The sequence below is a fragment of the Teredinibacter sp. KSP-S5-2 genome, from assembly GCF_032773895.1.
Lineage (GTDB): Bacteria > Pseudomonadota > Gammaproteobacteria > Pseudomonadales > Cellvibrionaceae.
Genome location: NZ_CP120416.1, coordinates 3457354 through 3481023, shown reverse-complemented (window position 1 = coordinate 3481023; position 23670 = coordinate 3457354). Strand labels below are relative to the sequence as shown.

The 23670-nt window shown below is 42.8% G+C and carries 16 protein-coding genes and 1 pseudogene; 9 read left to right on the top strand and 8 right to left on the bottom strand.

Annotation, left to right across the window (positions count from 1 at the left end):
- Positions 1 to 9: 9 nt before the first annotated feature.
- Together P5V12_RS14925 and P5V12_RS14920 are read left to right on the top strand one after the other, a co-directional pair.
- Entirely contained in the window at positions 10 to 7461 is a 7452-nt protein-coding gene (locus P5V12_RS14925) for a filamentous hemagglutinin N-terminal domain-containing protein (RefSeq protein WP_316953879.1), read from the top strand.
- Entirely contained in the window at positions 7409 to 9343 is a 1935-nt protein-coding gene (locus P5V12_RS14920; protein ID WP_316953878.1) for a ShlB/FhaC/HecB family hemolysin secretion/activation protein, read from the top strand. Before P5V12_RS14925 ends, P5V12_RS14920 begins: the two co-directional genes overlap by 53 nt.
- A 16-nt stretch (positions 9344 to 9359) precedes the next feature.
- On the opposite strand, the gene P5V12_RS14915 is transcribed toward P5V12_RS14920, so the two are convergent.
- Positions 9360 to 10421 carry a CNNM domain-containing protein gene (locus tag P5V12_RS14915; protein ID WP_316953877.1) on the bottom strand — a complete coding sequence of 354 codons (1062 nt, stop codon included), beginning with the start codon at positions 10419 to 10421 and terminating at the stop codon, positions 9360 to 9362.
- Positions 10422 to 10558: 137 nt separating this feature from the next.
- Between P5V12_RS14915 and P5V12_RS14910 the strand changes: the two genes are divergently transcribed.
- Together P5V12_RS14910 and P5V12_RS14905 are read left to right on the top strand one after the other, a co-directional pair.
- Complete coding sequence (locus P5V12_RS14910; RefSeq protein ID WP_316953876.1) at positions 10559 to 11158, top strand: class I SAM-dependent methyltransferase; 600 nt, start codon at positions 10559 to 10561, stop codon at positions 11156 to 11158.
- A gap of 451 nt (positions 11159 to 11609) precedes the next feature.
- On the top strand, positions 11610 to 12050 hold the full coding sequence (locus P5V12_RS14905; protein WP_316953875.1) for a hypothetical protein: 441 nt from the start codon (positions 11610 to 11612) through the stop codon (positions 12048 to 12050).
- Between the two features lie 73 nt (positions 12051 to 12123).
- Here the strand turns inward: P5V12_RS14905 and P5V12_RS14900 are convergent, their stop codons facing one another.
- A complete protein-coding gene (locus P5V12_RS14900; protein WP_316953874.1) occupies positions 12124 to 12594 on the bottom strand; it encodes a nuclear transport factor 2 family protein in 471 nt (156 codons plus the stop codon).
- Between the two features lie 289 nt (positions 12595 to 12883).
- Here P5V12_RS14900 and P5V12_RS14895 point away from each other — a divergent pair, with 289 nt between their 5' ends.
- Complete coding sequence (locus P5V12_RS14895; RefSeq protein ID WP_316953873.1) at positions 12884 to 15004, top strand: carbohydrate-binding protein; 2121 nt, start codon at positions 12884 to 12886, stop codon at positions 15002 to 15004.
- Positions 15005 to 15589: 585 nt separating this feature from the next.
- Here P5V12_RS14895 and P5V12_RS14890 read toward each other — a convergent pair.
- The 4 genes from P5V12_RS14890 to P5V12_RS14875 all read right to left on the bottom strand — a co-directional run bounded on the left by P5V12_RS14890 (position 15590) and on the right by P5V12_RS14875 (position 18816).
- Positions 15590 to 16690: a carbohydrate porin gene (locus P5V12_RS14890; protein WP_316953872.1), complete on the bottom strand. Its 1101-nt coding sequence runs from the start codon at positions 16688 to 16690 to the stop codon at positions 15590 to 15592.
- 184 nt (positions 16691 to 16874) lie between these two features.
- Positions 16875 to 17063, bottom strand: a complete 189-nt coding sequence (locus P5V12_RS14885; protein ID WP_316953871.1) for a hypothetical protein — start codon at positions 17061 to 17063, stop codon at positions 16875 to 16877.
- Between the two features lie 30 nt (positions 17064 to 17093).
- Positions 17094 to 18302, bottom strand: a complete 1209-nt coding sequence (locus P5V12_RS14880; RefSeq protein WP_316953870.1) for an RtcB family protein — start codon at positions 18300 to 18302, stop codon at positions 17094 to 17096.
- A gap of 280 nt (positions 18303 to 18582) precedes the next feature.
- Positions 18583 to 18816 (bottom strand): hypothetical protein, encoded by a 234-nt coding sequence (locus P5V12_RS14875; RefSeq protein ID WP_316953869.1) that lies wholly within the window; start codon positions 18814 to 18816, stop codon positions 18583 to 18585.
- A 355-nt stretch (positions 18817 to 19171) separates the two neighbouring features.
- Here P5V12_RS14875 and P5V12_RS14870 point away from each other — a divergent pair, with 355 nt between their 5' ends.
- Complete coding sequence (locus tag P5V12_RS14870) at positions 19172 to 19648, top strand: YcxB family protein (protein ID WP_316953868.1); 477 nt, start codon at positions 19172 to 19174, stop codon at positions 19646 to 19648.
- An 89-nt stretch (positions 19649 to 19737) separates the two neighbouring features.
- Here the strand turns inward: P5V12_RS14870 and P5V12_RS14865 are convergent, their stop codons facing one another.
- On the bottom strand, positions 19738 to 20679 hold the full coding sequence (locus P5V12_RS14865; RefSeq protein ID WP_316953867.1) for a hypothetical protein: 942 nt from the start codon (positions 20677 to 20679) through the stop codon (positions 19738 to 19740).
- Positions 20680 to 21777: 1098 nt separating this feature from the next.
- A pseudogene (locus P5V12_RS21800) lies at positions 21778 to 21855 on the bottom strand (hypothetical protein); the annotation flags it as partial.
- Positions 21856 to 22265: 410 nt separating this feature from the next.
- Here P5V12_RS21800 and P5V12_RS14860 point away from each other — a divergent pair.
- The 3 genes from P5V12_RS14860 (at position 22266) to P5V12_RS14850 (ending at position 23587) form a co-directional block, all read left to right on the top strand.
- A complete protein-coding gene (locus tag P5V12_RS14860; protein ID WP_316953866.1) occupies positions 22266 to 22481 on the top strand; it encodes a hypothetical protein in 216 nt (71 codons plus the stop codon).
- A gap of 167 nt (positions 22482 to 22648) precedes the next feature.
- A complete protein-coding gene (locus tag P5V12_RS14855) occupies positions 22649 to 22960 on the top strand; it encodes a hypothetical protein (RefSeq protein WP_316953865.1) in 312 nt (103 codons plus the stop codon).
- A gap of 297 nt (positions 22961 to 23257) precedes the next feature.
- Positions 23258 to 23587: a CPCC family cysteine-rich protein gene (locus P5V12_RS14850; protein WP_316953864.1), complete on the top strand. Its 330-nt coding sequence runs from the start codon at positions 23258 to 23260 to the stop codon at positions 23585 to 23587.
- The last annotated feature ends 83 nt before the right edge of the window (positions 23588 to 23670 follow it).

The following is a 23670-nucleotide window of genomic DNA, read 5'->3' as shown; positions in this document are numbered from 1 at the left end:
GGTGTGTGAATGATGAAAAAAGCAATTCATATGGCAACCCATAAGCGAGAAAGAAATTTTTCACTAAAGCCACTGTCGTTGGCAGTTTGTCTTGCATTGACGACGCAGTCGACGATGTCAGCGCCACAGGGCGGGAATGTTGTTGGTGGGCAGGGAAATATTCGCCAAAGCGACAACGCTACGACAATCTATCAACAATCCGAGAGGATGGCGATTAATTGGCAGTCATACAATGTGGCAGGCAATGAAAGGGTGACCTATGTTCAGCCAGATAAAAATGCCATTGCTTTAAATAATATATTAAGCAATACCGGCTCGAATATCCTTGGACGAATCGATGCCAATGGTCAGGTAATATTGGTGAATCCAAACGGTATTTTTTTTGGAGAAAATTCCGTCGTCAATGCGGGAGGCATATTGGCGTCCGGTTTGGCTATTGACCCAAAAGAATTTATGAATGGTGATATGACTTTCCGTGCATTAGAAGGAAAAAACGGTGTCGTCATTAATTCTGGGACTATTAATGCTGCAACTGGAGGATATGTTGGTTTAGTTGGGCGTCGCGTAGAAAATACAGGCTTAATCCAAGCTGAGTTGGGTTCGGTATCTCTTGTTTCAGGCAAAGAAGCCTACGTGAGTTTTGATCATTCAGGTTTGTTGGGCATTACTGTCAGTCAAGCCCAGCTTCAGGACGACATAGGTGTCGATAGCGGTGTGTTCAACTCAGGGGAAATTCGTGCATCGGGCGGCAAAGTACTGCTGAGCGCCAATGCCAGCCAAGACATATTTACCCGAGCCATGAACACGGAAAGCATTCGCCAGGCAAACAGTGTCGTGGTGAATGACGATGGCAGTTTTACCTTATCTGCGGGAGGTGATGTACACAATTCTGGAACAATCAATGTCTCTTCTGATCACTCCGGGGGGGAGATCTATGTGCTGGGAGAAAACATCACCCATTCAGGAAAAATACTCGCCGATGGTAGCCGTTATTTAGGCGGCAGAATCGAATTACATAGTTTAGATACAACCTTGTTAACGGGTGCCAGTTTTATCTCCGCGCAATCCAATCATGGTTCAGGTGGTGATATTAAATTACTTGGCCATCGCGTAGGTCTGTTAGACAGCAGCCACGTTTCCGCCGACGCATCCTGGGGGGCGGGTCAAATACTAATTGGTGGTGATAAAAAAGGGGAAAACCCATTTATTCCTAATGCCAATGCTGTGTATGCCGGCGTGAATACCACTGTGAGTAGTTCAGCATTAACGGACGGTAAAGCCGGAAAAATTATATTGTGGGGCGACGACTTGCTGCGTGCCTACGGCAATATTAATGCGGAAGGTTTTGGTTTGGCTGACGGCGGCTTTGTCGAAACATCATCTTCGGTGGTTGATTTGGATTTGACCGTGGAAGTGGGAGCGGAAAATGGGAGCGGAGGAGAGTGGCTGATTGATCCATGGAATATTACTATTGGAAACTCAAACCGTCAAAATATGCGGGATGATGAGCAAAAGCATGGTGTGAGTCGTTATTTTGAACCGAGAGATAGACAAAACCTTAACACTGTTTCGTATCTTACTATTTTTTCGATATTGACGGCTTTAAAAGAAGACGGAAATAATTCCGTATTAATCGAAACGACAAACTCAAGTTTTGTTCCCGCTACAGATCAAGTCGGAAATATCGTACTCGAATCTGATTTGGATTTTAACGGTGTCGGAAACGGATCGTTAATTCTCAGTGCTCACAACAATATCTATATGATCGCGAACATATATGATAGTGATGTTAATGAATCAACAAAAAAAGATGAAAATAATGTTGCTATTCCGGATAAATTAAATATTGCGTTAATTGCGAATAATGATGGCATTGGGGGTGGGAGTGTATTTGTTGGTGGTCGTCACAGAATTGGGGGTAGTGGTGAGACAAACTATCATTCAATAATAAACACGCAGGGTGGATTATTCTATGCAGTAGGTAGTGATGTTGAGTTAGGGTTTGCAGATTACATTGATGGCGAGGATAAGGAAATTATTAGCAAATCTAGTATTTTTACAAGCGAAGGAAATGTTTATCTTTTTGCTACCGGCGATATAACACTACATGATCCAATCAATACGGGTGGTGGAGGCCTCTTTATCGGTGGAAACCATGATGATCAGAACATAGTGGCCGAATTAATATCAGATACAGTGAGTGGTTCGATTAGTGATTTTTTCAAGCATATGTCAAGTTGGGGCTCCGTGAGCGAAAATAAAGATGTTGTCCCCTTAAAAGTTAATCTATATAGCGATATTTATACCCAGTCTGAGGGTCTCCCCGGCGCGGGAAATATAAATATTAACTTTTCAGAAAGCTTTGTGTTTAGCGGAACGATTCAATCTGGTTTGGGGGACGTACAAGTTTTTGGGGATGATAGAGCCAATATCTTTGATATAAGAAGTGAATTCTACGGATCGCTATACGGTGGTCTTGGTAAGGATGATTTTACTATTGGCGCTCGGATAGATGGGAGTGTCAATGGCGGAGGGGATGGTGATACATTTACTATTAATGGGTTGATAAAAGGAAGTGTTAATGGTGATGAAGGTGACGATACTTTTACTATCAATGCTTTGGAGAATGGGAGCGTTAATGGTGGTGTCGGAGATGATGTTTTTCACATTCTAGGTGACGTGTCGGGAAAATTGTCTGGCGGCATTGGAGCGGATGTATTTAATATTGATAAAGCTGGGTTAAATGTAGGCGGATCGAATGGTGAAAGTGGAGTTGTAGGTGGTGAACGTGATCTTTATGGAAGAGATGAAATAAAGGTTAATTTTATTCAGGACTCAAGATGGGTTGTGTATGATTCGTTTGGGGTTCTTAATGGTTCTATCGTTTTTTCTGGAATTGAAAAAATTCATGGCGGAGAAGGTGTTGATGATCTTTCTTTTAATGTCGGAAAAAATGTGTTGGTGCAAATCAGAGATAATTATTATGACGGTGGATTTCTTGTTGATGGTATAGAAAATATTTTATCAAATTCATTTGGTAGTACAATAGTTGGGCCAGTAGAAGATAATAATTGGACGTTCTTCGGTAATAATGATATCTATGATGGGAGTGTTGTATATGGCGACGGGGAAACGATAAGCTTTTCTGGCTTTTCGGTTTTTTTGGGGCGTTCAGGCGTCGATTATTTCACGTTTTTAAATGGGAGTAATGTGGACATTAGTATAGATGGAGGTGGTGAAGGCAATACGATTGATATGAGAGCTCTAAATCAAGTTGTGATTAGTCTGTCTAATTCTCAAAATTCTAGTTCCAACTTTAGCAATATTGAACATTATATTGGTAATGGTAATAACTCTTCCTTACGGGCGTGGTCCGATAGATATAATAACTGGATTATATCCGAAGAGAGCATGCAATCAACCTTAACCGAAATAAAGGAGGATGGTGAAAAGGGGGAGGTTATTACATTTTCCGGGTTTAATTCTCTTGTGGGTGGTGAGCTAAAAGATGTTTTTTCGGTTGTTGAGTTTTTTTCAGGAAATATAGAGGGAGGAAGTGGTGACGATATTTTTAATCTTAATTTTGACGTTTCGGTTGATGGGGAGATTGTCGAAGGGGAATGGGTTGACGAAATATTTTACGGCGGTATAGATGGGGGAAGTGGTAACGATAGGTTTAATCTAAATGCTTCTGTTAATGGGATTATTGACGGTGGTTCAGGGGATGATGCCTACTCGATTGTGGAACTGAATATATCAGCTAGAATTATTGATTCGGATAATAATGGAACCTTGTATGCTTTTTCTGATAGTGACAATATCTGGCAGATAAATGAAATATCGAGTGTTTCAATGCTTCAAAATAGTTCCCTGGAGAATCCCCTTACGGTTTCCTTTTCCGGTGTTCGCAACATGGTGGGCGGTAATTTTGTTGATTGGTTTTCAATCGATTCCACTAATGTTGGAACAATTCATGGTGGAAACGGGGAGGATGTTTTCTCCATTAACACTGCAAATATCGCCACATCACTTGTGGGTGGAGAGCATGTAGATGAAATAGTTCTGAATTATGCAGGCGAAACGCATTGGGTTGTGAACGGCTGGGATAGTGGCAGTTTTGGTTCTTCTGGTTCGCTTCAAAATGCTAGTTTTTCTAATGTCGAAAGACTGACCGGCGGCGACGGGCAGGATAGGTTTGAAATTGCAAATGAAGGACATGTAAGCGGTTTTATTAACGGTGGAGGAGTTGGGCAAACGCCAGAAGATATCATTACCATCAATCGTGAAACTTCATTTTCAGTAAATTTAGATGTCGATGGGTATGTCCCAGAGGCTGCGCACCTAAATATAAAAAATATCGAGTGGGTGAATATTGTAAGTTCGGCCTTAGATCAGAACTTCGTTTTAATCGGGGAGAATACGGATAATACCTGGAATATCCTGTCTTCTTTGTCAGGTACATTAAATAGTCGTGTTCACTTTTCTGGTTTTAATCGCCTACAAGGAAATAATGGTAGTGATAGATTTATCTATGAGGTTGAAGGTATTGAAAATGTAACGGTTTATGGTGATTTTACTGATGCATCTTCAATCTCTGGAGCAGAAGATGTGGTAGACCTTAGTCGCTTGTCGGTGGCCAATATTGATTTTTCTCAACCACTTCCCTTCCACTCTATAGAAAAATTCATTGGTAATGATCAGGCAACGGTTACATCCGGTGATGTAAGGACATCCTGGACTATCGATGGTTTGAATCAAATGAGCGCCGATGGATTGCAAATTGCTACAACCTATTTTGAACGTTTTAGTACTATTCAAACCGGTGGAGTCTACGACGAATTTACTGTGACAGAGATGGGTGACCTTACTGGAGGTGTCGAGTCTGGTGGTGGCGGTGATTTGTTGAATTTGCACATGGCAAGCGGTCGAAATGGCCGTTTGAATTTTAATGGTGGTGATGCTACCGCACAGCTAATGTTGTTTGGCGGTGATTCAAGTAATCGATTAGATCTAATCTACCAAGTAAGTGCGGATGGCGGATACTTGTCGATACTGGGCTATGCGGATAATTTAGTCCAGAACTATCAAGTGAATTTTTCTGATATTGGCCGCGTTGAGAGTTATTTAGATACCAACCTTTTCCGGTTTAATTATCCCAAGCACTCTATTGAAACAGAGGTGAATACGCTTTCAATTTCCAGGGAAGCGGCTACACCAAGTGGCTTTTTTGTACATATGCAGGACAGAACGCCTATCTCGGTTCGTGCAGCGCGAAGCCTTGAGGTGAATGGGCAATTGGGAGACGTTCTGAATATGCAGGATTCATTATATCTTGCTGAAAATCTTTCAATCAGTAACTTGGCAGTTAATACTGCAAACTATCAGCTTGGTGCTGGTGGTGTGTTAAGTTTAAATGGTGTAATTCATGACGGGTCCGTATCCAATCGATTTCGGATCAATACACCTAATTTATCATTATCGTCCATTGATCACCCTTTATTTATCGAGCAAGCTGGAAATGTTGGTCTAAATATCCTTGAATTAAATTTGGTTACGGGCTTGCTCGATATAGAATCGGGCGCAAATATTGCCAGTGATCAAATATTAATTTCATCTAACCCTATTCGGTTAGCAAGTAATGGGAATATTTCATTAACGAATAGCGCGAATGCGCTAACCGGTCCACTTTCTTTTTTCTCGACGGGTTTGCTTTCCTTGAATAATGGGCTGACGGAGTTAAGTGATGTTAATGTACAAAACTTCACCTTGAATTCCCTCTCAAATGTTGTATCAAATGGGGCGATTGTTGTATCTGGAAATATGATCGTGAATAGCGATCCTTCCGCTCAAGTACAGTTCAATAACCAGGGTAATAGTTTTAATAGTGTTCAAGTTAATAGTGCAGGTACATTAACCTTATCGGATGACGATGGTGGCGAGTTAAGTATTGGAGGCAACATTGCTCAAGCGTTTAATGTGATTACCAATAATCGATTATATGTGAATAGTACTCGAGCCAATTCAATAAATTTGTCTTCAACTGCCTCGTTTGTCTCAGGTGAAAGTCAGATGATTATCCAGGGAAGAGTGACAGCAGAAAATACTATCTCATTAAATGCGCAAGGGATTAATATTTTGGCCGGTGTTGTGCTTGAAGGCGGAGATTCCGGAACTGAGGCAAAGCTTGATGGAGGCTCTGGGCGCGTTCAAATATCATCGGATATCCTGGCTAACTCAACGAACGGTGCTGATATTTCTATTCGTGCAAATCAAATCGAACATCTTGCAGGACGAGTGCGTGCAAACAATTTAACGGTTGAATCCAGGGGCGGAGATATTCAACTTAATAGCACTGTCGATGTGACAGGAGAAGCCAGGTTTGAAGTAACCCAGGGTGTTTTTTCTGTTGGGCAGGATGGTGTTGTGCGAAGTGAGGGGAATGTGTTTGATCTCAGTGCCGGTTCAGTCAGTATTGATGGGCTTGTGTTGGCTAACCAGGCTGAGGGCAATATACATTCATCCGGGCAGCAAGATATTAATGGCAGTTTAACGTTTAATGAAGTGTCTCTCTCTTCTGGTGGTGCAATTATTATGGGCGAATCTGCTTCCATTACGAGCCATTCCGATGTGGGCATTGACGTTAAAGAGGATTTTCAGGTAGCAGCTATTGAGGCCGCTGAACGCATTGCTATTAGCAGCGATGGAATGGTATTGGATAATAATGGGGCCGCATTAAATCTTGTGTCGAATAGTTTATACATCCGGTCTGACTCTGGAATTGGGAGCATAACCGATAAACTAGACACCTCTTCAGGGATTCTGGATATTGTGAATCGATCAGGAAGTATTGATCTTTCCAACCAAAGAACAACCAATATTGAAGCGCTTATCACCAACGGGGATATTCGTTTTACCAATACCCTGGGGAATGTTTTCCTAACTAATCAGGCACAAAGTGATTATGACGTGTCCCTTAGTGGCACGCCTGCGGCCGGAGGTGTGTTTGATGGGAATTACAATGTGAGTTCCATGACGTTGGATGTTCTTGATGGCTTTTTGGCAGCAACTCCCGCGCGAATTCATATCAAACGACCTGAAATCATTGGCGATGTAATTCGAGTCTCAACGAGCGATGGCTTTGGTATCGACTCCAGACCGATTGTGGTTTTTGCCAGAACTTCATTACATATTAGTGGACCGGGTATTGTTCCTGCCTGGGGTTTTAGTCGCGCACCAGATAAGGGTTTTTCTACGGACAGCGATTTGAACAATCCCTCAATTGTGGGCAGTTTGGTCGACCTGTTAGTGGGGCTAGAAACTGTTGGTGAGGTTGATCCGGCTGTCTTTACCAACATATACAACTATGCCTACGAAGATATTTCTATTCGTTTACCGAAGGATCAACTCTATGAAGAAGATGAGGATGAGTTGCGTAAGCGATGGCATAACGATGAAGAATAAAAATATGTGTAGTACGATTGTTAAAACGGCGTTGCGTTGTATTTTTGCTGCCATATGCGGCATCAGTTTTATTTGTCACGCGCAGGGTTTTCTAACAATGCCAGATACAACAGAAGTACCTGAGTATGAACGCGAATCTATGCTATTGGATATGGATATTCCTCCTGTTCGTGAGCGCAACCCTGATCCGACTGAAGGCCCTAGGCTAAATATTAAAGAGTTCCGAATTCAAGGTGTTGTCGAGTTTCCTGAGCTAGGTATTACTCGTGAGGCCTTAATTAAACGAGTGGAATCTATTCGCTTTGATTTAATGAAAGAGAGTGAGTTAGGGAAGTGGGGATATACGGAAAAAGAAATCAGCGAAATCGCGGACCTTCTTGCTCAAATTGAATCTGAAACGAAAGATAGCCACGTAGAACCTGTTGATGTTCAGCGTTTGATTTTTCTCGTTCGGGATCAAAGACGTAGTCGGGGTGTTACTCTTGGCATGGTGGAAAACGTCGCCGACGTCATCACGCGTTTCTACCGAGAAAAAGGCTTTATTCTGGCTAAAGCTTTTATTCCAGAGCAAAAAGTAAGGGATGGTGTCGTTACTTTAACCTTGTTACTTGGTGAACTGGGGCAAGTGGAAGTAGTAAATAAAAAGCGTGTTTCCGAAAAGTTAATTGTAAGGGCTTTTGCTCCTCATATTAATCAACCGGTTACTAATCAGAGGCTGGAAGAGGCTTTGTATTTGGTAAATGATATTCCGGGTGTCTCTGCGCATAGTTTACTCTCTCCAGGGGATCAGGTCGGGGATACCAAGCTAAGGTTAACGGCTAAAGAGGAAGAGTGGTTCGCTGGTAATGTAAGGTTTGATAATCACGGTTCAGAGAGCACTAGCAAGAACCGGTTATATCTGGATACCTATTTTTATAACCCCTTAGGCTGGGGGGATGAAATATATTTGGCATTGCTGAAAACCTATGAGCCTGAGAAAAGTGATTATGGTGCTTTTCGCTACAACTCATTTTGGGGGTTGCCCAGACTCAGAACCAGTGTCGGTTATTCGAATAACGACTTTGTTTCCCGGGATGTTCGAAAAGAAGGCGAACCAATTTTTACTGGTGAATCTGAAGTAAAAGACATAAGCCTGGGTTATCAATTGAAAAGATTGAGGGTTAAAAATTATTTCCTGCAGCTAAAATATTCAGAAATAGATACTGAACTCAATACAGTTGCTAGTGAAACCAATGAAAAAGTTAAAAAAACCTCTCTAATTTATAATTTTGATTTACTCAATGAAGCTCGGCGACAACTGTATGTCGGAAATGTGGCAATACACCATAGTGAATCTACGGAACTTGGTGGTTTATATGGCTTCCGGGAAGATACTGCCGAATTCGTAACCTATGATTTTACTATGCTTGCGTTTATGAGGTTTCCTTTTACCCAAAAGGAAACAAGGTTGTTAGTGAAAAGCTCAGGACAATATGCCGGAACCGCTTTAACCAATATAAATCAGATGAGCCTGACCGGGCCTAATCGGGCTAGAGGGTTTGAGGTGAACGGTTTGCAAGCAGATGATGCTATCTTCCTGGGTGTAGATTGGGTTTTTGGTTTTCCCGAATTTGGCGGTTTCAGTGTGTTGGGAGAAAAGATAAGTCATGTGGTTCAGCCATACATGTTCGTGGATGGTGCATATGGACAAATTCACCCGGTCAATAATGGTGATGAGATGATAGAAGGAAAAATAAGTAATATCGGGATTGGGCTAAAATTGAACCACAAACGATTTGGAGCCAATTTTCTTGCCTCTAAAGTGATGCAGGACGATGTGAAGAAACTGCAGAATCAGACTCCAGAGGCAAAATTTTATGGTGAAGTATCCTTTAAGTTTTAGCTGAAAAAGACAATGATTATTTATTGCGCTTATTCTCTTCGGCTTTAGTTTTCTCTTCTCTAAGGCGCTGCCTATAGCGGGTTCGAGCCAGAACCTGCATATCCTCTACGGTGTCACTTTCATCGACTATCTCTCTACCCAGCATGGTTTCAATAGCGTCCTCCAGTGTAACTACGCCCGAAGTTTGGCCGAATTCGTCTTCAACCAGACAGATATGCGCTTTATTTTTGATCAACATATCGAGCAAGTGTTGAACAGGGAGCTTTTCCGATACACGATCAAGTGGCTGGATATAGTCCATGATCGATGCGTCGCCATGACCTGAGCGTTCGGCTTGATACAGGTCGGCCCGAATAATCTTCCCCTGGATATCATCGATGTCTTTACCGTAAACGGGGATCCGGGTGAAATGGGGTGTTTTGGGGTCATCCAGGGCCTGAGTGACTGTGAGTTCAGCGCTGAGCATATGTACCACTGATCTTGGAGTAAGTATTTGCTCCGTCTGTACCTCACGCATACTAAGCAGGTTATGTAGATAGCGGTTTTCCTGGGAAAACAAATTGCCATCTTTATGGCCAAGGGAGGCGAGGGCGATAATCTCTTCCCGAGTAATTTCACTTTCCTGGTTTTTGCCAAATAGCTTGGTTAAACGTGTCGACAACCAGACTAATGGGTAGGTGAACTTAACCAGCCAGGAGATGGTGTAAGCCGCAGGTACGGCGAGTTGGCGCCAGAAAGTTGCACCCAGCGTTTTGGGGATAATTTCGGAGAAATATAAAATAGCCAGCGTGAGAAGTACGGCTATGGCGGTTTCCCATTGCACACCAAATACTTGCACGGCTTGGGAGCCTACGCCAGCTGCGCCCATGGTATGAGCAAAAGTGTTCAGAATTAGAATGCTGGACAGGGATTCATCTAGCCGGGATTTGACTTTGTGTAGCTTAGCGCCTTGTCTGGGGCGGTCTGACTGTAATGTCTCGGCGAAACTGGGGGTGACTGAGAGCAATACAGCTTCCAAAATTGAACATAAAAACGAAATGCCAATAGCGATAACCAGGTAGGCAATTAACAAAGTCATTAAAGCGTACTTCCTTCCAACATGTTAGTAAGGAATATACCATTGTTGCTACGGGAAATCCTGAGATACCGAATTGAAGATGAAATGATGGGCAAATAGAGCACCATGTCATACTCGATATACCGTTAGGAGGATATGTGAAACCGGAAGATATTGGTAAAGCTTACGACCGGATTACTCATCTGTGGGAGAGCGAAGGGTTTAACCGGGAAAATGGGGTCATTCAGCATGAGCGGGCCATCGCTTTTTGCGACCAGAGAGGTATGGCGTTGGATGTCGGGTGTGGTTGTACCGGGCGTTTTATCGATCTGTTATTGAACAACGGATTTACACCCGAAGGCGTCGATGTCTCTCAGGAAATGCTGGGCTTGGCCAAGCAAAAGCATCCTGGCATTACTTTTTATCAGCAGGATATCTGCCAATGGCACCTTCCCCAAAAATACGATTTTATTTCGGCCTGGGACAGCATCTGGCATGTTCCGCTTGCCGAGCAAGAAGCGGTGATAAAAAAACTTCTTGCGGCGTTGAATCCTAAGGGAGTGTTAATATTTTCTTTCGGTGGTGTTGATCGTGAGAGTGATCACCTCGATAGCACAATGGGGCCGGAGATGTATTACGCAACCTTAGGTGTGTCCGGCTTTCTTAATGTCATCATGGCGCAGGGGTGTGTTTGTCGACATCTGGAATACGACCAATATCCGGAAATGCATACGTATTTGATTGCGCAAAAACTATAAAAGCACGCATCAAAAATTTGAAATTTTTTAAATTATTTTCAGTTTTTATTGAATGGTATTCATTTTTTAAATGAATTGACCAATATATTCTAAGTGATAATTTTTTGTTTGGTTGAAACAAAAGTTTTAAACAAACGATGGCGAGTATTAAAAATTAAGAATAAGTGTATGTTGTTTAGGGGATTGATGAATAATAAATGCCAGATTTCTACTGATTTATCGTGCAATGCATGCGCAAAAATATTGGCGGGTTGCATCGTAATTTAATTTTATGTGACCTCAAAAAGAATTCTCCGCCAAAGCAATAAATAACTCTCTCTGTATTTCTTTCATTGTTGTTTGATAAATATTGTTTTAATAGTATCGAGCCGAATGTGTTTGAGAGCTTGAGTTAGAAGTGTGGCTTTTTAACTCATTCATAAAAAACTAATAATTAACGGAAGATATTATTATGAAAATACAATTTATGGGGAAATCCCAAATTGTTATCGGTTTATTTTTGATGATAATGACGGCTCTGTCCCATGCTACAAGTGTCTCTGCAAACGGTTACGGTGGTACACAAGCTGAAGCAGAAATGGCGGCAGTTAGTGCGCTAACGTCTAACTACCCTGGTGTGACAGGTATTGCAGTGGGGAATTGCCATAGGCCATCTTACGGCCCACCCTGGCAGTGTACTGCCTATGGCACAGTAAGCAGTGGTGGTTCCAGTAGTGGCGGTAGCTGTACAGTTCATTCTGTTGTTGGATACGGCGGTACTCAATACGAAGCTCAGCAGTCTGCATACAGTTTATGGCAGAGCAGTTACCCCAATGCGCCAACACCGGGTCTTTCCTGTTCGAATCCGAGCTACGGCCCTCCCTGGCAATGTACCGCAACAGGTTGCGTATAGTCGCTAGGTATTTTTATAACCCGTTTATGAATTTCATAGGCGGGTTATCTACTTTTGTTCAGCTTTGTGTAGGCTAAGAATTATCGGAAACCGGCTTTTTAACCGCCGTAGCATGATCCAATACTACTTTCCAATCAGTGTCGAATTTTTTCAGAACGTAACTCACTTCAACCAAGTCAGAGTGAGCAACGCCTTTTTCATCTATGCTCTTGTAGATCATGTGTACACCTGCGTAACCTAACTTTTCTCCTGCCTCCCAGTGCACAATCTTATACGTCATATCAATAGGGTAGTTGGCAAACCATTCTTTATGCGGGTCGAGAAAATCATTCAGTTCCTGTACGCGTTCCCCATCTGTTTTTACCCAGTGGAGTTTTTCGTCTGTTGGTAGCGTAGAAGCCAGTTGGTCAAAATTGGCGGTTTGTATCGCTTCGATGTGAGTCGTCAGCGCTTGAATAAATGCCTGATTTTGATTGATATTGGGCTTTGAGCAGGATGTTAACAACGTAATTAAAAGAAATAGAAATAGCGGACCTCTGTTCATTTTGGTACCCCGTTGGTAAGACCGTTCTGTTTGTGTTCAGTGTGGAGAATTCAGATTTCAATTTATATTCAAGTACTCTAGCCAGAAAACATGGTGGGTTCTATGGGCCGTGTCAATCAATTGTCTTACTTGCCTTATCTATATGAGGGAGTGTCTTGCTGAACCGTCTTAAATAAGCACACCTGTAGATGCAGTGGTCACAGAACTTATGCATTTACGTCAAGGTCATTTCAGACTGAATAAATATGAATGTTCTACGCCATAGAAACTACTTAAAAGGTAGATAAAAATGAAAAAAAGAAGGCAGTTATTTAATAAGAAATTGAAAGCACTATTAGGCAGTAGTGTACTTTCCGTGTGCTTTATCATGAGTACGCCGAGTCACTCATCTGAGCAGCACACATTGGTCTTAGGTACACCAACAGAATTCCTGGAAAATATTGGGCTTAACCAGACGACTCAGGATCAAATCCAGCGTAATACTGCGCGCAGTCTGGATAGAACCAGCAGGGATCAAACGCAACTCTCATTCACTGATACTGTGGGGAATACCATACCGGTCGTGACAAAAAATCTGTCCATTGAAGGCGATGGCACACTCTCTATCAATGGTTTGGTGCAAGGTGCCGAAAGTTCAGAATTTATATTGCAGGGCAACAGTGAGCATTTGTACGGATGGGTGATTCTCAGGGATCAGGATAAAGCTTACGAATACACAACGGAGAATGGCAATTTGGTTGTGGAAGAAATTGCCGTTACCGATGTTCACCCGGTGTGTAATATCAGTGGTCATGATCATTCTTTTATCGAAGAAAATACTCGTAGCCTATTACCTGAAGCGAGTGGTGCCGCGCCACATATTGGCAGCTATTCCGGGCAGCATGTCGGACAGTTGGAAAGCCGTCCAGGTTCGCAATATGTTATTTGGTTGGATACCACACGCATTATGAGCAATGGTGAGCCGTATGATGTGTCGAAAGAGTTTATCTGGACTACATGGCAAATTGTTGCGGCCAGTTTTTCCATGTTCGATGTTAACGTGACCACCAGCCAGGATGTGTATAACCGTGCAGCGCCCAGTAAACGTGGCGGTGGTGCGATGTACCGTCAAACCGGTCGTTCATCCTGTGCCTTTGCTTTCGGTACATCCACCTTTTGTACGCTTTATAAAGAAAGCACAGCTTACGGGCAGGGGTTAACTGCTTCTCATGAGTTTGGTCATTTGCTCCACTTACGCCATGATGGTGGGCCACCCTACGGTGAATATCACAGCGGTTTTTCGGAATTTCAATGGGCACCGATTATGGGTAACTATTGGCCGGGAACCAGTTGGAATCAGGGTTTATTTCAGTGGAGCAAAGGGGAATACACCAGCGCGTCTAACACTGAAGATGATTTCAGAATATTAAGTGGTTTCATTCCATTTAAAGCAGACGATATTCCTGGCACGACGCCATTAATTATTGGTGCAAATGGTACGGTAAGCGCAACAAATAATGGCGGACAAATTGGACGTAACACCGATTCCGACAGTTTTAGTTTTTCTATTGGTTCTTCTGGCGGTAACGTGAATTTAACCATTGATCGAACCGAACATATGGGCGGTGCGATGTTGGATGTACATGCCTATATTAAAAACAGTTCGGGCACCGTTGTGGCCGAATCAAATAGAAGCGTCAACCGTTCTGCATCCTTTAATCAGAGTTTACCTGCGGGCAATTACACGCTGGAAATTAAAGGGGGTGCCGAAGGGACGCCAAGTCGCGGTTTTTCTAACTACTCGTCAGTAGGTTATTACGCGATTCAAGGTTCGATAAGTGGTGGTGGTTCCTCGTCGAGTTCTTCTTCGAGTTCGTCATCCTCAAGTTCATCGAGCAGCTCAAGTTCCAGCAGTTCTTCAAGTAGTTCAAGCAGCTCTTCCAGTTCCAGTGGTGGTCAGTGTAATGCGCCACAATATTCTGCAGGAACGAGTTATAGTACTGGGCAGCTTGTGCAAAACCTTGGTAATCAATACCGTTGTGACGTTAGCGGCTGGTGTTCTTCCAGTGCTGGTTGGGCTTACGAGCCAGGAAAAGGTTTGTATTGGGATACGGCGTGGACATATGAGGGTGTGTGTAGTGGTTCGTCTTCCAGTAGTTCATCCAGTTCTTCAAGTTCCAGTTCGTCGAGTTCAAGCTCTTCGAGCAGTTCTTCGTCTTCTAGTTCATCCAGCAGTTCTTCGTCAAGTAGTTCTGGCGGAAGTACTTGCACAGGTGTGAATGTATGGAATGCAAGCGCGGTGTATTTGACGGGTGATCGAGTACAGCATTTAGGAACTGAGTACGAGGCTAAGTGGTGGACGCAAGGTGCCAACCCTGCGGATAATTCCAGTGCCTGGGCGGTTTGGAAGGTGATTGGTGCGTGTAATTAATGTAACTTTTTGATTTTTTGTTACAAAAATTTTGAAGCCCTCAGAGTGAAAGTCTCTGGGGGCTTTTTTATTTATGGTGTTGTGTTCGTTAGTGTTGGAGAGTAAACGCATAGGTAAAGTCAGATTTGCTTTTACTCCTGAGTTAAAATCTAGGGAGTTATCACGCGCTAACCGGTAGGAAAAATTTCTTTTTATCCACCCCGTTACTACTCTCGCGACACGCCGTGAATCCATCCCTGGAGGCTCGTCGCCAGCTTCCCTGCTGTCGACGGTCGCGTTCGTAGCAACGGGTTTGCTTCGAGATTTTCTGTAAGTTGAATGTAGTGGAATCTATTCGATAACCGTTCTATCAAGGTTGAAAGGTTAGTTAGATTAAGATAAACCCTGTTATATTTTTTGTGGTTTCTCTGTTGTTCTGCATTGTATTTTTCGAAGTGTTTATAGAAAAATATTTTTGTCTCCAGCCCGTTACTACTCTCGCGACATGCCGTGAATTCATCCCTGTAGGCTCGTCGCCAGCTTCCATGCTGTCGACGGTCGCGCTCATAGTAACGGGCCTGTGTCGAATTTATATATGCTCAATTATTAATTAGGTATTATCGCCTCCAACCGCAGGGTAAAAACAAAAGCATTATCAATGCCCGGGTCAAATCCGGGGTTCACAATGTATTGTAGGTCTGGGTGAATCGTCAGCCATTTGGTTGCATTCACTTGGTAGGTTAACTCAATGGCGGTTTCGTATTTTTCGTTTTCGCGGTTTTGATTTCGATAATCACTACTCAGAAATGCAGTAGCCACACCAATGCCTAAAGTGTCTTCTGCGGCGAGTATTCCAGTTTTGGTTAAACCTAACCCCAGATACTGGTCAACAGTATTTTTACTGGATTGCGCGAAGCCTGCTTGGAAGAAACCCGAATAGCTTTGGTGTAGCGGCGTTTCGCCAATAATGTACACACCGTAGTTGCTATCCATTCTGCTATTGTCCACCGGGTTCTCGACGATCGCATTATGGTACCAGCTACCCACACCCAATTTTTTGCCGTTATCGGACCAACCCAATTCGACACCTGAAAAAACGCCATCTTCGGAATCGAAGCGGATGTGTGTTCCGTCATCGTTATTCGGATTGCCGGGAATACCATCGTATAAGGTGGCAAGAAGGTACCAATGATTTGTATTGAACTGTGCTATTGCACCAAGGCTGGTTGTGGAGAAAATGGATGGCCCAACTTGCGCAACTTCTATGCCTATGCCAAATGAAGAATTAATAAAGGCGCCGGCTGTATCCAGTACATAAAAAACAGAGTTGTAGTCATGCAAGCCCATCGTGACGGCGAACGAGTCGGAAAACTGGTGTTGGTACCAAAGCTCATAGAGTTTAGCGGTATTGTTGGTTTCGATATTGCTTGTTCCCTGAGCGTCCCCAACAATGTCAGTTGGATCACCACCCATATTTCCCAGAAAGTAAACAAAAAATTGCCCTTTATCCGACCAGCCAAATTCTTCGGTATTTACCAGGTACGTAAGGTCCAGGTTAGCCAGTTGTTTGCCCCCTTGTTCTACACCGCCATCGACATTTTCAACCAGATCAATAGTCAGGCCGCATTCATATTCGCCAGAATAAGAAAGGTCATAAACACCGAGAAAAATTACGATGAAAACGAACTGATACAACCTTCTTGTCACAGTGCAACCTCTAATAGACCACTAGTACCATATGGTTAAGTAAAGACCAGAATGATTTGTGATGCACGAGAGGTTGCGCATAAATTTTATATATAGGATTTACTGTTTGTGTTTATTTTTAATGTGATTTTGTTCTTGCGGTTTTTTGACGGTTAGATTTTTGCGGGCTGATAATCAATCTTATTTACAAAAAGATCATTATTTTTAGATTCGGGATAAATAATGAAGAGCGGCCAAGCCACTCCCGGACTTTTCGGTCCGTTTGTCGCTTGGCCGCTGCGCGTTTTGCGCCTTTGGATTTTTCATGCACGCCACCCTTGCGCATAATGGGGTGGAATGCATGGCCGTTTCGGCGCTGTTGTTTACTGGGCATATTGCCTCCTTTAATTTTACATAGGTGACTTTACCCCTTTACGCACAGTACTTGGCGCAGGGTATGTACCACCTCGACTAAATCAGATTGATTGGCCATTACGGTATCAATATTTTTATATGCAGCTGGAATTTCATCGATAACTCCTTTGTCTTTTCTGCATTCAATGCCTTTGGTTTGTTCAATTAAATCCGTTTTGCGAAACTGTTTGCGTGCGGCGGTTCGGCTCATCACTCTGCCTGCACCATGTGAGCAGGAGCAAAATGAATCCGAGTCACCTTTACCAGAAACAATATAGGATTTGGCTCCCATACTGCCCGGAATAATGCCAAGCTCACCTTGTTTCGCACTAATGGCGCCCTTGCGGGTTACCATGACTTCTTTACCAAAATGCATTTCTCTGTTCACATAATTGTGATGACAATTAATCGCGCTTCGGTCCGCAATAAAACCGGGAAGGTGAGGTTGAATGGCTCTTAGAACCAAACCCATCATTTCTTCTCGATTTATTCGGGCATATTCCTGTGCCCAATTTACTGCAGCTACATAGTCGGCATAGTGTTCACTTCCCTGCGAAAAATAGGCTAAGTCTTTATCCGGTAAATTATGGATATGCTTGCCCATATCTTTTTTTGCCAGAGAAATAAAATACCGTCCAATGGCGTTGCCGATTCCACGACTGCCCGAATGCAGCATAACCCACACATCTTTATTTTCATCAATACAGATTTCTATAAAGTGGTTGCCACTGCCCAGAGTGCCGAGTTGTTTTGTCCATGTGGCTTGCGGTTGTTTTAGCATCTTTAGTAACGTTGGATGCTTTTCAAAAAGCCAATCTGCACCTGGGGCCAAACGTTTACAGGCGCTCATGCGTACACTGACTTGTTTGTGCGCACGTAACCCCACCGGTACTGCACGCTCAATGGCGCTGCGCATTTGTGACAAGTTGTCTGGCAACTGCGCCGATTTAACTGTGATTCTTACGGCACTCATACCACAACCAATATCCACACCTACCGCAGCGGGAATAATGGCTGATAGGGTGGGTATCACTGAACCCACCGTTGCACCAACGCCCATATGTACATCTGGCATAGCCGAAATGTGTGAATGGATGATGGGTAGTTGTGCAAGGTTTTTAAGTTGTGTTAATGCACCTTGTTCAACATCCCGAGTGTAAATTTTTACCGGATGATGACCATTGCTTGCATTTTTATTTAATTCAATTTTTACAGGCATAACAAAACCGTCCTCTTAAAAATAAGAGGTTCCTTTTGGTAAAACTTCCAGGGGAGAAATAAAAAAGCCCCGATCTTTTACGATCAGGGCTTTTTGTGAACCTGACCTGGAAGAAGAAAAAGTATCCTTCCAGGCATAAATTCTGAAAGGAGTTAAATACTAAAACTGCTCAATATTGTCATGGGTTAACTCCTCGTGGGTGAATGTGTTTCGATGGGGCGAATGATACTCACAGAAAATACACTGTCAACAGGTAAGGTCGAGTTTTTTGCTGACGCTATTAGTTCAGCCTGGTGTATTCATCTGAATTCTGGTGCTTCTGAGAAGACTTGGTGTTGTAACGGAAAATCCAAAAGTAATTACCCAGGCAAAACACAGAGATAGCCAGTAATATGCTCACACCGATGGAACGCGATAAGTAAAAACCAAAAGCACCACTTAATACCATAGCAAGGTAGCATTCAAATCGTTTCCAGCGTACGTAAGAAATTTCTTCTTTTAGATTTGGGTTCACTGTATAAGTCCTGTTTATCACGTTCTGTATTAGCATTTACCGATACATCTGATAGTTATGCTCGGTCCTGTAGATGGCGCGTATTAAAATGGATGTCGTGTACTATTGATGTAGGACGTCAAAAACGTTTTTTGTGAGATATGTCTGCGGTGCGGTTGATTCGTGCAAATATTGAACAGGTTGTTTGATTAGTAGCTTTGGATCTGTATATTCTCTTTCATGCCTGGCGTCCTGCGATGACGGAAGAGAATAAATGTACAGGGCTGGGATTTCCGTTATTGCTTGTATTGAATACAAGCGTAGTATGCACATACTTGTGTAACAATGAATTAACTAAATATACGAAGTGGTTTTGATGCAGCCGTTTACTACCCAATTTGTTTTATCTAAGGAATACCTCGCTGAGTGTTTCGATCAGACACTGCCTTACGGGAAAAGTGCGAAGCCGAATTTTATGCTCCCCATTGCACTTTTTGCTGCTGGTGTGGGTGTGGTGTATATAGCGGATCAAGTGAAGGTACTTGGTTTTATGTTAATTGCCTTGGCCGTACTGGAGTTAGTTCATATTCGATATCGACGCTCCTGGTGGCTAATAAGGCAGACGTTAGGGCGAAGTTTTAATTGTGAAGTGCAACTGACTATCGATGATGGCGGTATACAAACCAAAACACCTTACACAGAAACGGTAGTGCAGTGGAAAGACCTGATAGAAGTTATCGAAACCGAGTTGGGAATTATTCTGGTTGTTAAATCTGGAGGCAGGCAGTACCTTTCCAAGTCGATACTGCCGGATGATTTAGTTGGTGTCGTGCTTGCTGGAAATAATGATTGATATATATATATATATATATATTATAAATACACGACACGCATTTTTCGAACTGTTGGGAGGCGCATAAAAAAATAGGAGTATCATTAATTTTAAAAGCTTTTGGATCTGCCCCGACCGCCTCGCGGCTGCTCAGATGCCCAGCTCTGGGTCGTTCGTGGTTCCGCTTGACTAAGGGGCACACTTACGGGTTGTGATGCCTCAACTTTATGTACCGTTCTGCGCTTCATAGGCGTATCGCCAGCATGCCACTCTGCTGAGACACCCGGAAGATGCTTCCCTCTCCTATCGATATTATCACCTCTAAACGCATCTAGTTCCTTTCGCATTGCAGGAAGGCGGGAAGGAATAATTTCATAGGTGTTGACTTGCTGCTGCTCAAAAACACTTTTATGCGCCTCCAAAACTTTCGCTGAACGCTCTGCATTTTCGTGACTCGCTTTTGTGTATATGGCTTCTTGTACTGTTGCGTGAGTTACGCCCCCTCGGGGCCCTTTTTCATCAGGCGCGTCTTTGAGGCCACCAAAATATGCTTTGGCCTGCTCCAACGACTCAAACTCTTTCGGCCCCTCACGTACACTGTCTTTTACGATGCTGGCATCCGTGAAATACACTCCGGGTCCAAAATGCGCGCTTGACTTCGAATCCGGCAACGAAGGGTACATAACTTGGTCTGTTGCAATAGCACTCGCGCCTTCATTGGTGCTGAAGTGAACCATATCCCCACTTGTTTTGCGGCGCGCAAAAACTAACGAATCACCTTCCTGACCAATTTTGTACTGGTTATCTGGCTGCGTAGCTTGCATTAGCTCAGGTGGAGGCAGCTGCCCCTTTTCAAGCGCATCCAGTTTTTTTTGTCGGCTTGCGTCCCCCATCAGGCTTTCAATCGCTTTCCGTCTCAGGAAAGGCGTGGCCTTATCCCGTAACTCATTTGTCATCTTCCTCTTACTTAGCTTCTCGTCACTCACATTTTGTCTTGCCTGTGCGAAGCTTGCTTGATGTCTTTTTTCGGGCGGAATACCAGAGTCACTCATAACAATAGCTCCTTGGGTTTTACAGCAACTATTGTTTCTTTTCGTTGCCCTGTCAATGGGACAAAAATGTCCCACCTAGTTCAACAAGTGTGAATTGCCGTTCTTTTATTGCAGAAGATCAGGCTTGTTAAAATTATACGTAAGCTCCCACAAATCATCGGAGCAAGGCGTAGGCTGAGTCCACTATTTTGTTTGCGTGATAAACCTTACTATCGAGCACCATCACGTCAGGCGAAATTGTGCAGTTTTGTGTGCCTTTCCAATTTGCTCTTGTCCAGTATTGCGGATACTTATTAATCATCTTGGTTTGGGTATTTATTAACGCAACAAGAATTGCTTCAATATAAAATGCTAGCCTTCAGAAAATTAGTTCTAAGGTATTTGTTGCTTAAGACCCAAAACTCTCAAATGTAAGGTTGAAAGGTGTGGATACTACCCGAGTTAACGGAATTGTTATTGTTATTGCGAGCGGAAAGGTATAAGCGTTTATAGTCGGGAAGGTATCTATGAGTCACCGATGAATGGTTGGGTGTGGCGGTTTCCTCCTAATACGCATCCTCCTGTGGGCTTAAAGTTGGTAAAAGAGAAACCTCATCATTATTGCATCGCGTCTGTATCAAATATGTCAGTTGAAAAATAAAAGGATTACTGGAAGAAATGGTTTTAAGAGTCACCAGAGTCTATGAGAAATAAGGTAAAGCTGTATGAACAAGTTAAGCTTGGCGTTGGTTGGGTCTGAGGCAAAGATTCTTCTTGAAGCATTAATCGAGAAAGAAAGCAAAATGGCCTCAATATGTGAAACCTCGGATGATGAAGACAAATAGCCGATGTTGGTAATGACTTGATTGAGTTACGTTTGCTGTTAAATCCTATTAAACAAAAAGCTTTAGAAATATATGGGGAGAATATCCTAAATTTCTCAAATGAGCTTCTATAGAACAAACGCAATATTTTTGAGCTGTTGATATGGTGGACACAGGAGTACAGCCTTTTTACTTCAAGGGCCGTATTCGACACTAAGCCGTCATTCAAGCTAATTATGCATTTAGGGTGTTTCTTGTGGTGGAAAGGGAGAAAAAATCGAACCCAGTAAAGATAGGTTTTTTCGGTTTTTAAACTGTAATGTCGAGTACGTAGTTCAGTTCGAATACGCTCAAAAAAGGGAGAGGGTTTCATAATCGTTTCAATCCGTTGGCCTGTATATATACAGTTGTATTGAGAAATAGACATTTTTTTAAGAATGGGGTCTAATGAGAAACGAAAATGAATTCTGTGTTTTTCCAGGCGTAAGAAAGTAAGTTGTTGAAAACCAAGGAAAAACTGTCTCCTCATTGTGTGCATAGAAGACCCGGAAAGGTCTGTTATGTACTCAGGCAGCTTTTCCCCGGCCAAGAGCCTTCCTCAACCTAGCTTTCAGCCTGTTAACTCATTGAATTTAAATAAGAAATTTTATGGGTGAGAATCGTTCTTATTCGATGTTATGAGTAATATTGTTGCCTATGTCTGATCTTAAATATTTCAAAGAAATAAATGGTAGAGGCGATTGGAACGATCGGTCCGATTGTATTTACTACTTTGAAGTACAGATGGCCGAAGAAGACCATTTGAGGAGGCTTATTAAGTACATTGAAGTTGATAGTAAGGGAAGTTCATTTAAGTGTGATGTTGGTAATGACCCAGAACATATTATGAGAGAACAAGAAGACTATAACGTCTCACATGGAGACTTTTTAAATGATGTGGAGCCAATTTCAAAGATGGAGTTTGACATTATTTGGGTGAATGTTAACTATGCGAGTTAATAATACTGAAGAAACTCATAACAAGGTGCGCAATCTGATATTTTGGACTTCGTTCCGTTTTATGTATGGCCTTTGGCCAACCTTACATAAAGCTCCACACGCCCAAAATGCAAATTCGCAAGGTGTTACATATTACGAGCATTGAAATTATATATTTAAGGAATGTAATGAAGAAATTATTTGGGGTTGTAATGTTGTCAAGTTTGTTCTTGTCAGCGCCGTCGTTTTCTGGTGTTGCTTGTGAGGGAACAATACATCAAGTATACAAGTGGAGTGATAAGGATACTCTATCCATTTTGCTCACCGGAGCTACCCATTGGATTAAAATGCCAACCAAATCCGATGAATCCCTAGCTCTACTTGCTTTCGCATCCGGAAAACCTGTGACCCTATATTGGTCAGCGCCGGATGTGACTAGCTGCACGGATGGTTGGTCTCATAATCGTGTTTTAGAAGGCTATATTCTTGTCAAAAAGTAGATGTAACAAGGGTAGCTTTGGCGATATTTTTCCGTTGCGCCTGTGGCTACACAGCAAAATTACGCAAACTACCGACGACACACGGCCTCGCTCGTTGCGCGACCTCGGCCATGTATCGGGTCGGCGCTCAATTTTTTGTCGCAGATAGTTGTCCGCGCAGTGCGATTAATTGAAAGGGAATTAATTTTAAACTAAGAAGTGGTTGGCGAGAATAGGCGAGCGCGTCCGCCTATCAATCTGCTCCAAAAATTCACCCCTGCGGGGTGACGTTGAGCACCGACCCGTTATAAGTAAGTCATGTTTGAGAAAGTTGTTAGTATTTTTAAAAATAAGAAACCTGAATGGTACGAGCCTGATGATCTGACTCCTAGAGAGCAATGTCCATGTTGTGATTATATATCGTTACCTGAGCGGGGAAATTATCTAATATGCCCAATATGTTTTTGGGAAGACGATGGCCATGATGTGGATGAGCTTGATGAAGGATCTGGCCCCAATCACGGCGTTACGCTAAGAGAAGGTCGTCATAACTTTAAAGAATTTGGAGCATGTGAGCTGGCGATGAAAAAGCATGTGCTTCCCGAAAGCGAACGAAAGAACTATGAATTTAAACCGAGAAACTTATAACAAGGCTATATTGCTCCGCCAGCAAGCTGGCTGGACAAATTTTCTGTGGTTCGTTTTGTGCTTTAACGCTACGCTAGCCCAAA

What these genes read in the sequence shown, in the direction of transcription:
- P5V12_RS14925 (WP_316953879.1), top strand. Translation starts at nt 10, where the DNA reads ATGATGAAAAAAGCAATTCATATGGCAACCCATAAGCGAGAAAGAAAT.
- P5V12_RS14920 (WP_316953878.1), top strand. Translation starts at nt 7,409, where the DNA reads ATGAAGAAGATGAGGATGAGTTGCGTAAGCGATGGCATAACGATGAAG.
- P5V12_RS14915 (WP_316953877.1), bottom strand. Translation starts at nt 10,421, where the DNA reads ATGACTTTGTTAATTGCCTACCTGGTTATCGCTATTGGCATTTCGTTT.
- P5V12_RS14905 (WP_316953875.1), top strand. Translation starts at nt 11,610, where the DNA reads ATGAAAATACAATTTATGGGGAAATCCCAAATTGTTATCGGTTTATTT.
- P5V12_RS14900 (WP_316953874.1), bottom strand. Translation starts at nt 12,594, where the DNA reads ATGAACAGAGGTCCGCTATTTCTATTTCTTTTAATTACGTTGTTAACA.
- P5V12_RS14895 (WP_316953873.1), top strand. Translation starts at nt 12,884, where the DNA reads ATGAAAAAAAGAAGGCAGTTATTTAATAAGAAATTGAAAGCACTATTA.
- P5V12_RS14885 (WP_316953871.1), bottom strand. Translation starts at nt 17,063, where the DNA reads ATGCCCAGTAAACAACAGCGCCGAAACGGCCATGCATTCCACCCCATT.
- P5V12_RS14880 (WP_316953870.1), bottom strand. Translation starts at nt 18,302, where the DNA reads ATGCCTGTAAAAATTGAATTAAATAAAAATGCAAGCAATGGTCATCAT.
- P5V12_RS14870 (WP_316953868.1), top strand. Translation starts at nt 19,172, where the DNA reads ATGCAGCCGTTTACTACCCAATTTGTTTTATCTAAGGAATACCTCGCT.
- P5V12_RS14865 (WP_316953867.1), bottom strand. Translation starts at nt 20,679, where the DNA reads ATGAGTGACTCTGGTATTCCGCCCGAAAAAAGACATCAAGCAAGCTTC.
- P5V12_RS14860 (WP_316953866.1), top strand. Translation starts at nt 22,266, where the DNA reads ATGGCCGAAGAAGACCATTTGAGGAGGCTTATTAAGTACATTGAAGTT.
- P5V12_RS14855 (WP_316953865.1), top strand. Translation starts at nt 22,649, where the DNA reads ATGAAGAAATTATTTGGGGTTGTAATGTTGTCAAGTTTGTTCTTGTCA.
- P5V12_RS14850 (WP_316953864.1), top strand. Translation starts at nt 23,258, where the DNA reads ATGTTTGAGAAAGTTGTTAGTATTTTTAAAAATAAGAAACCTGAATGG.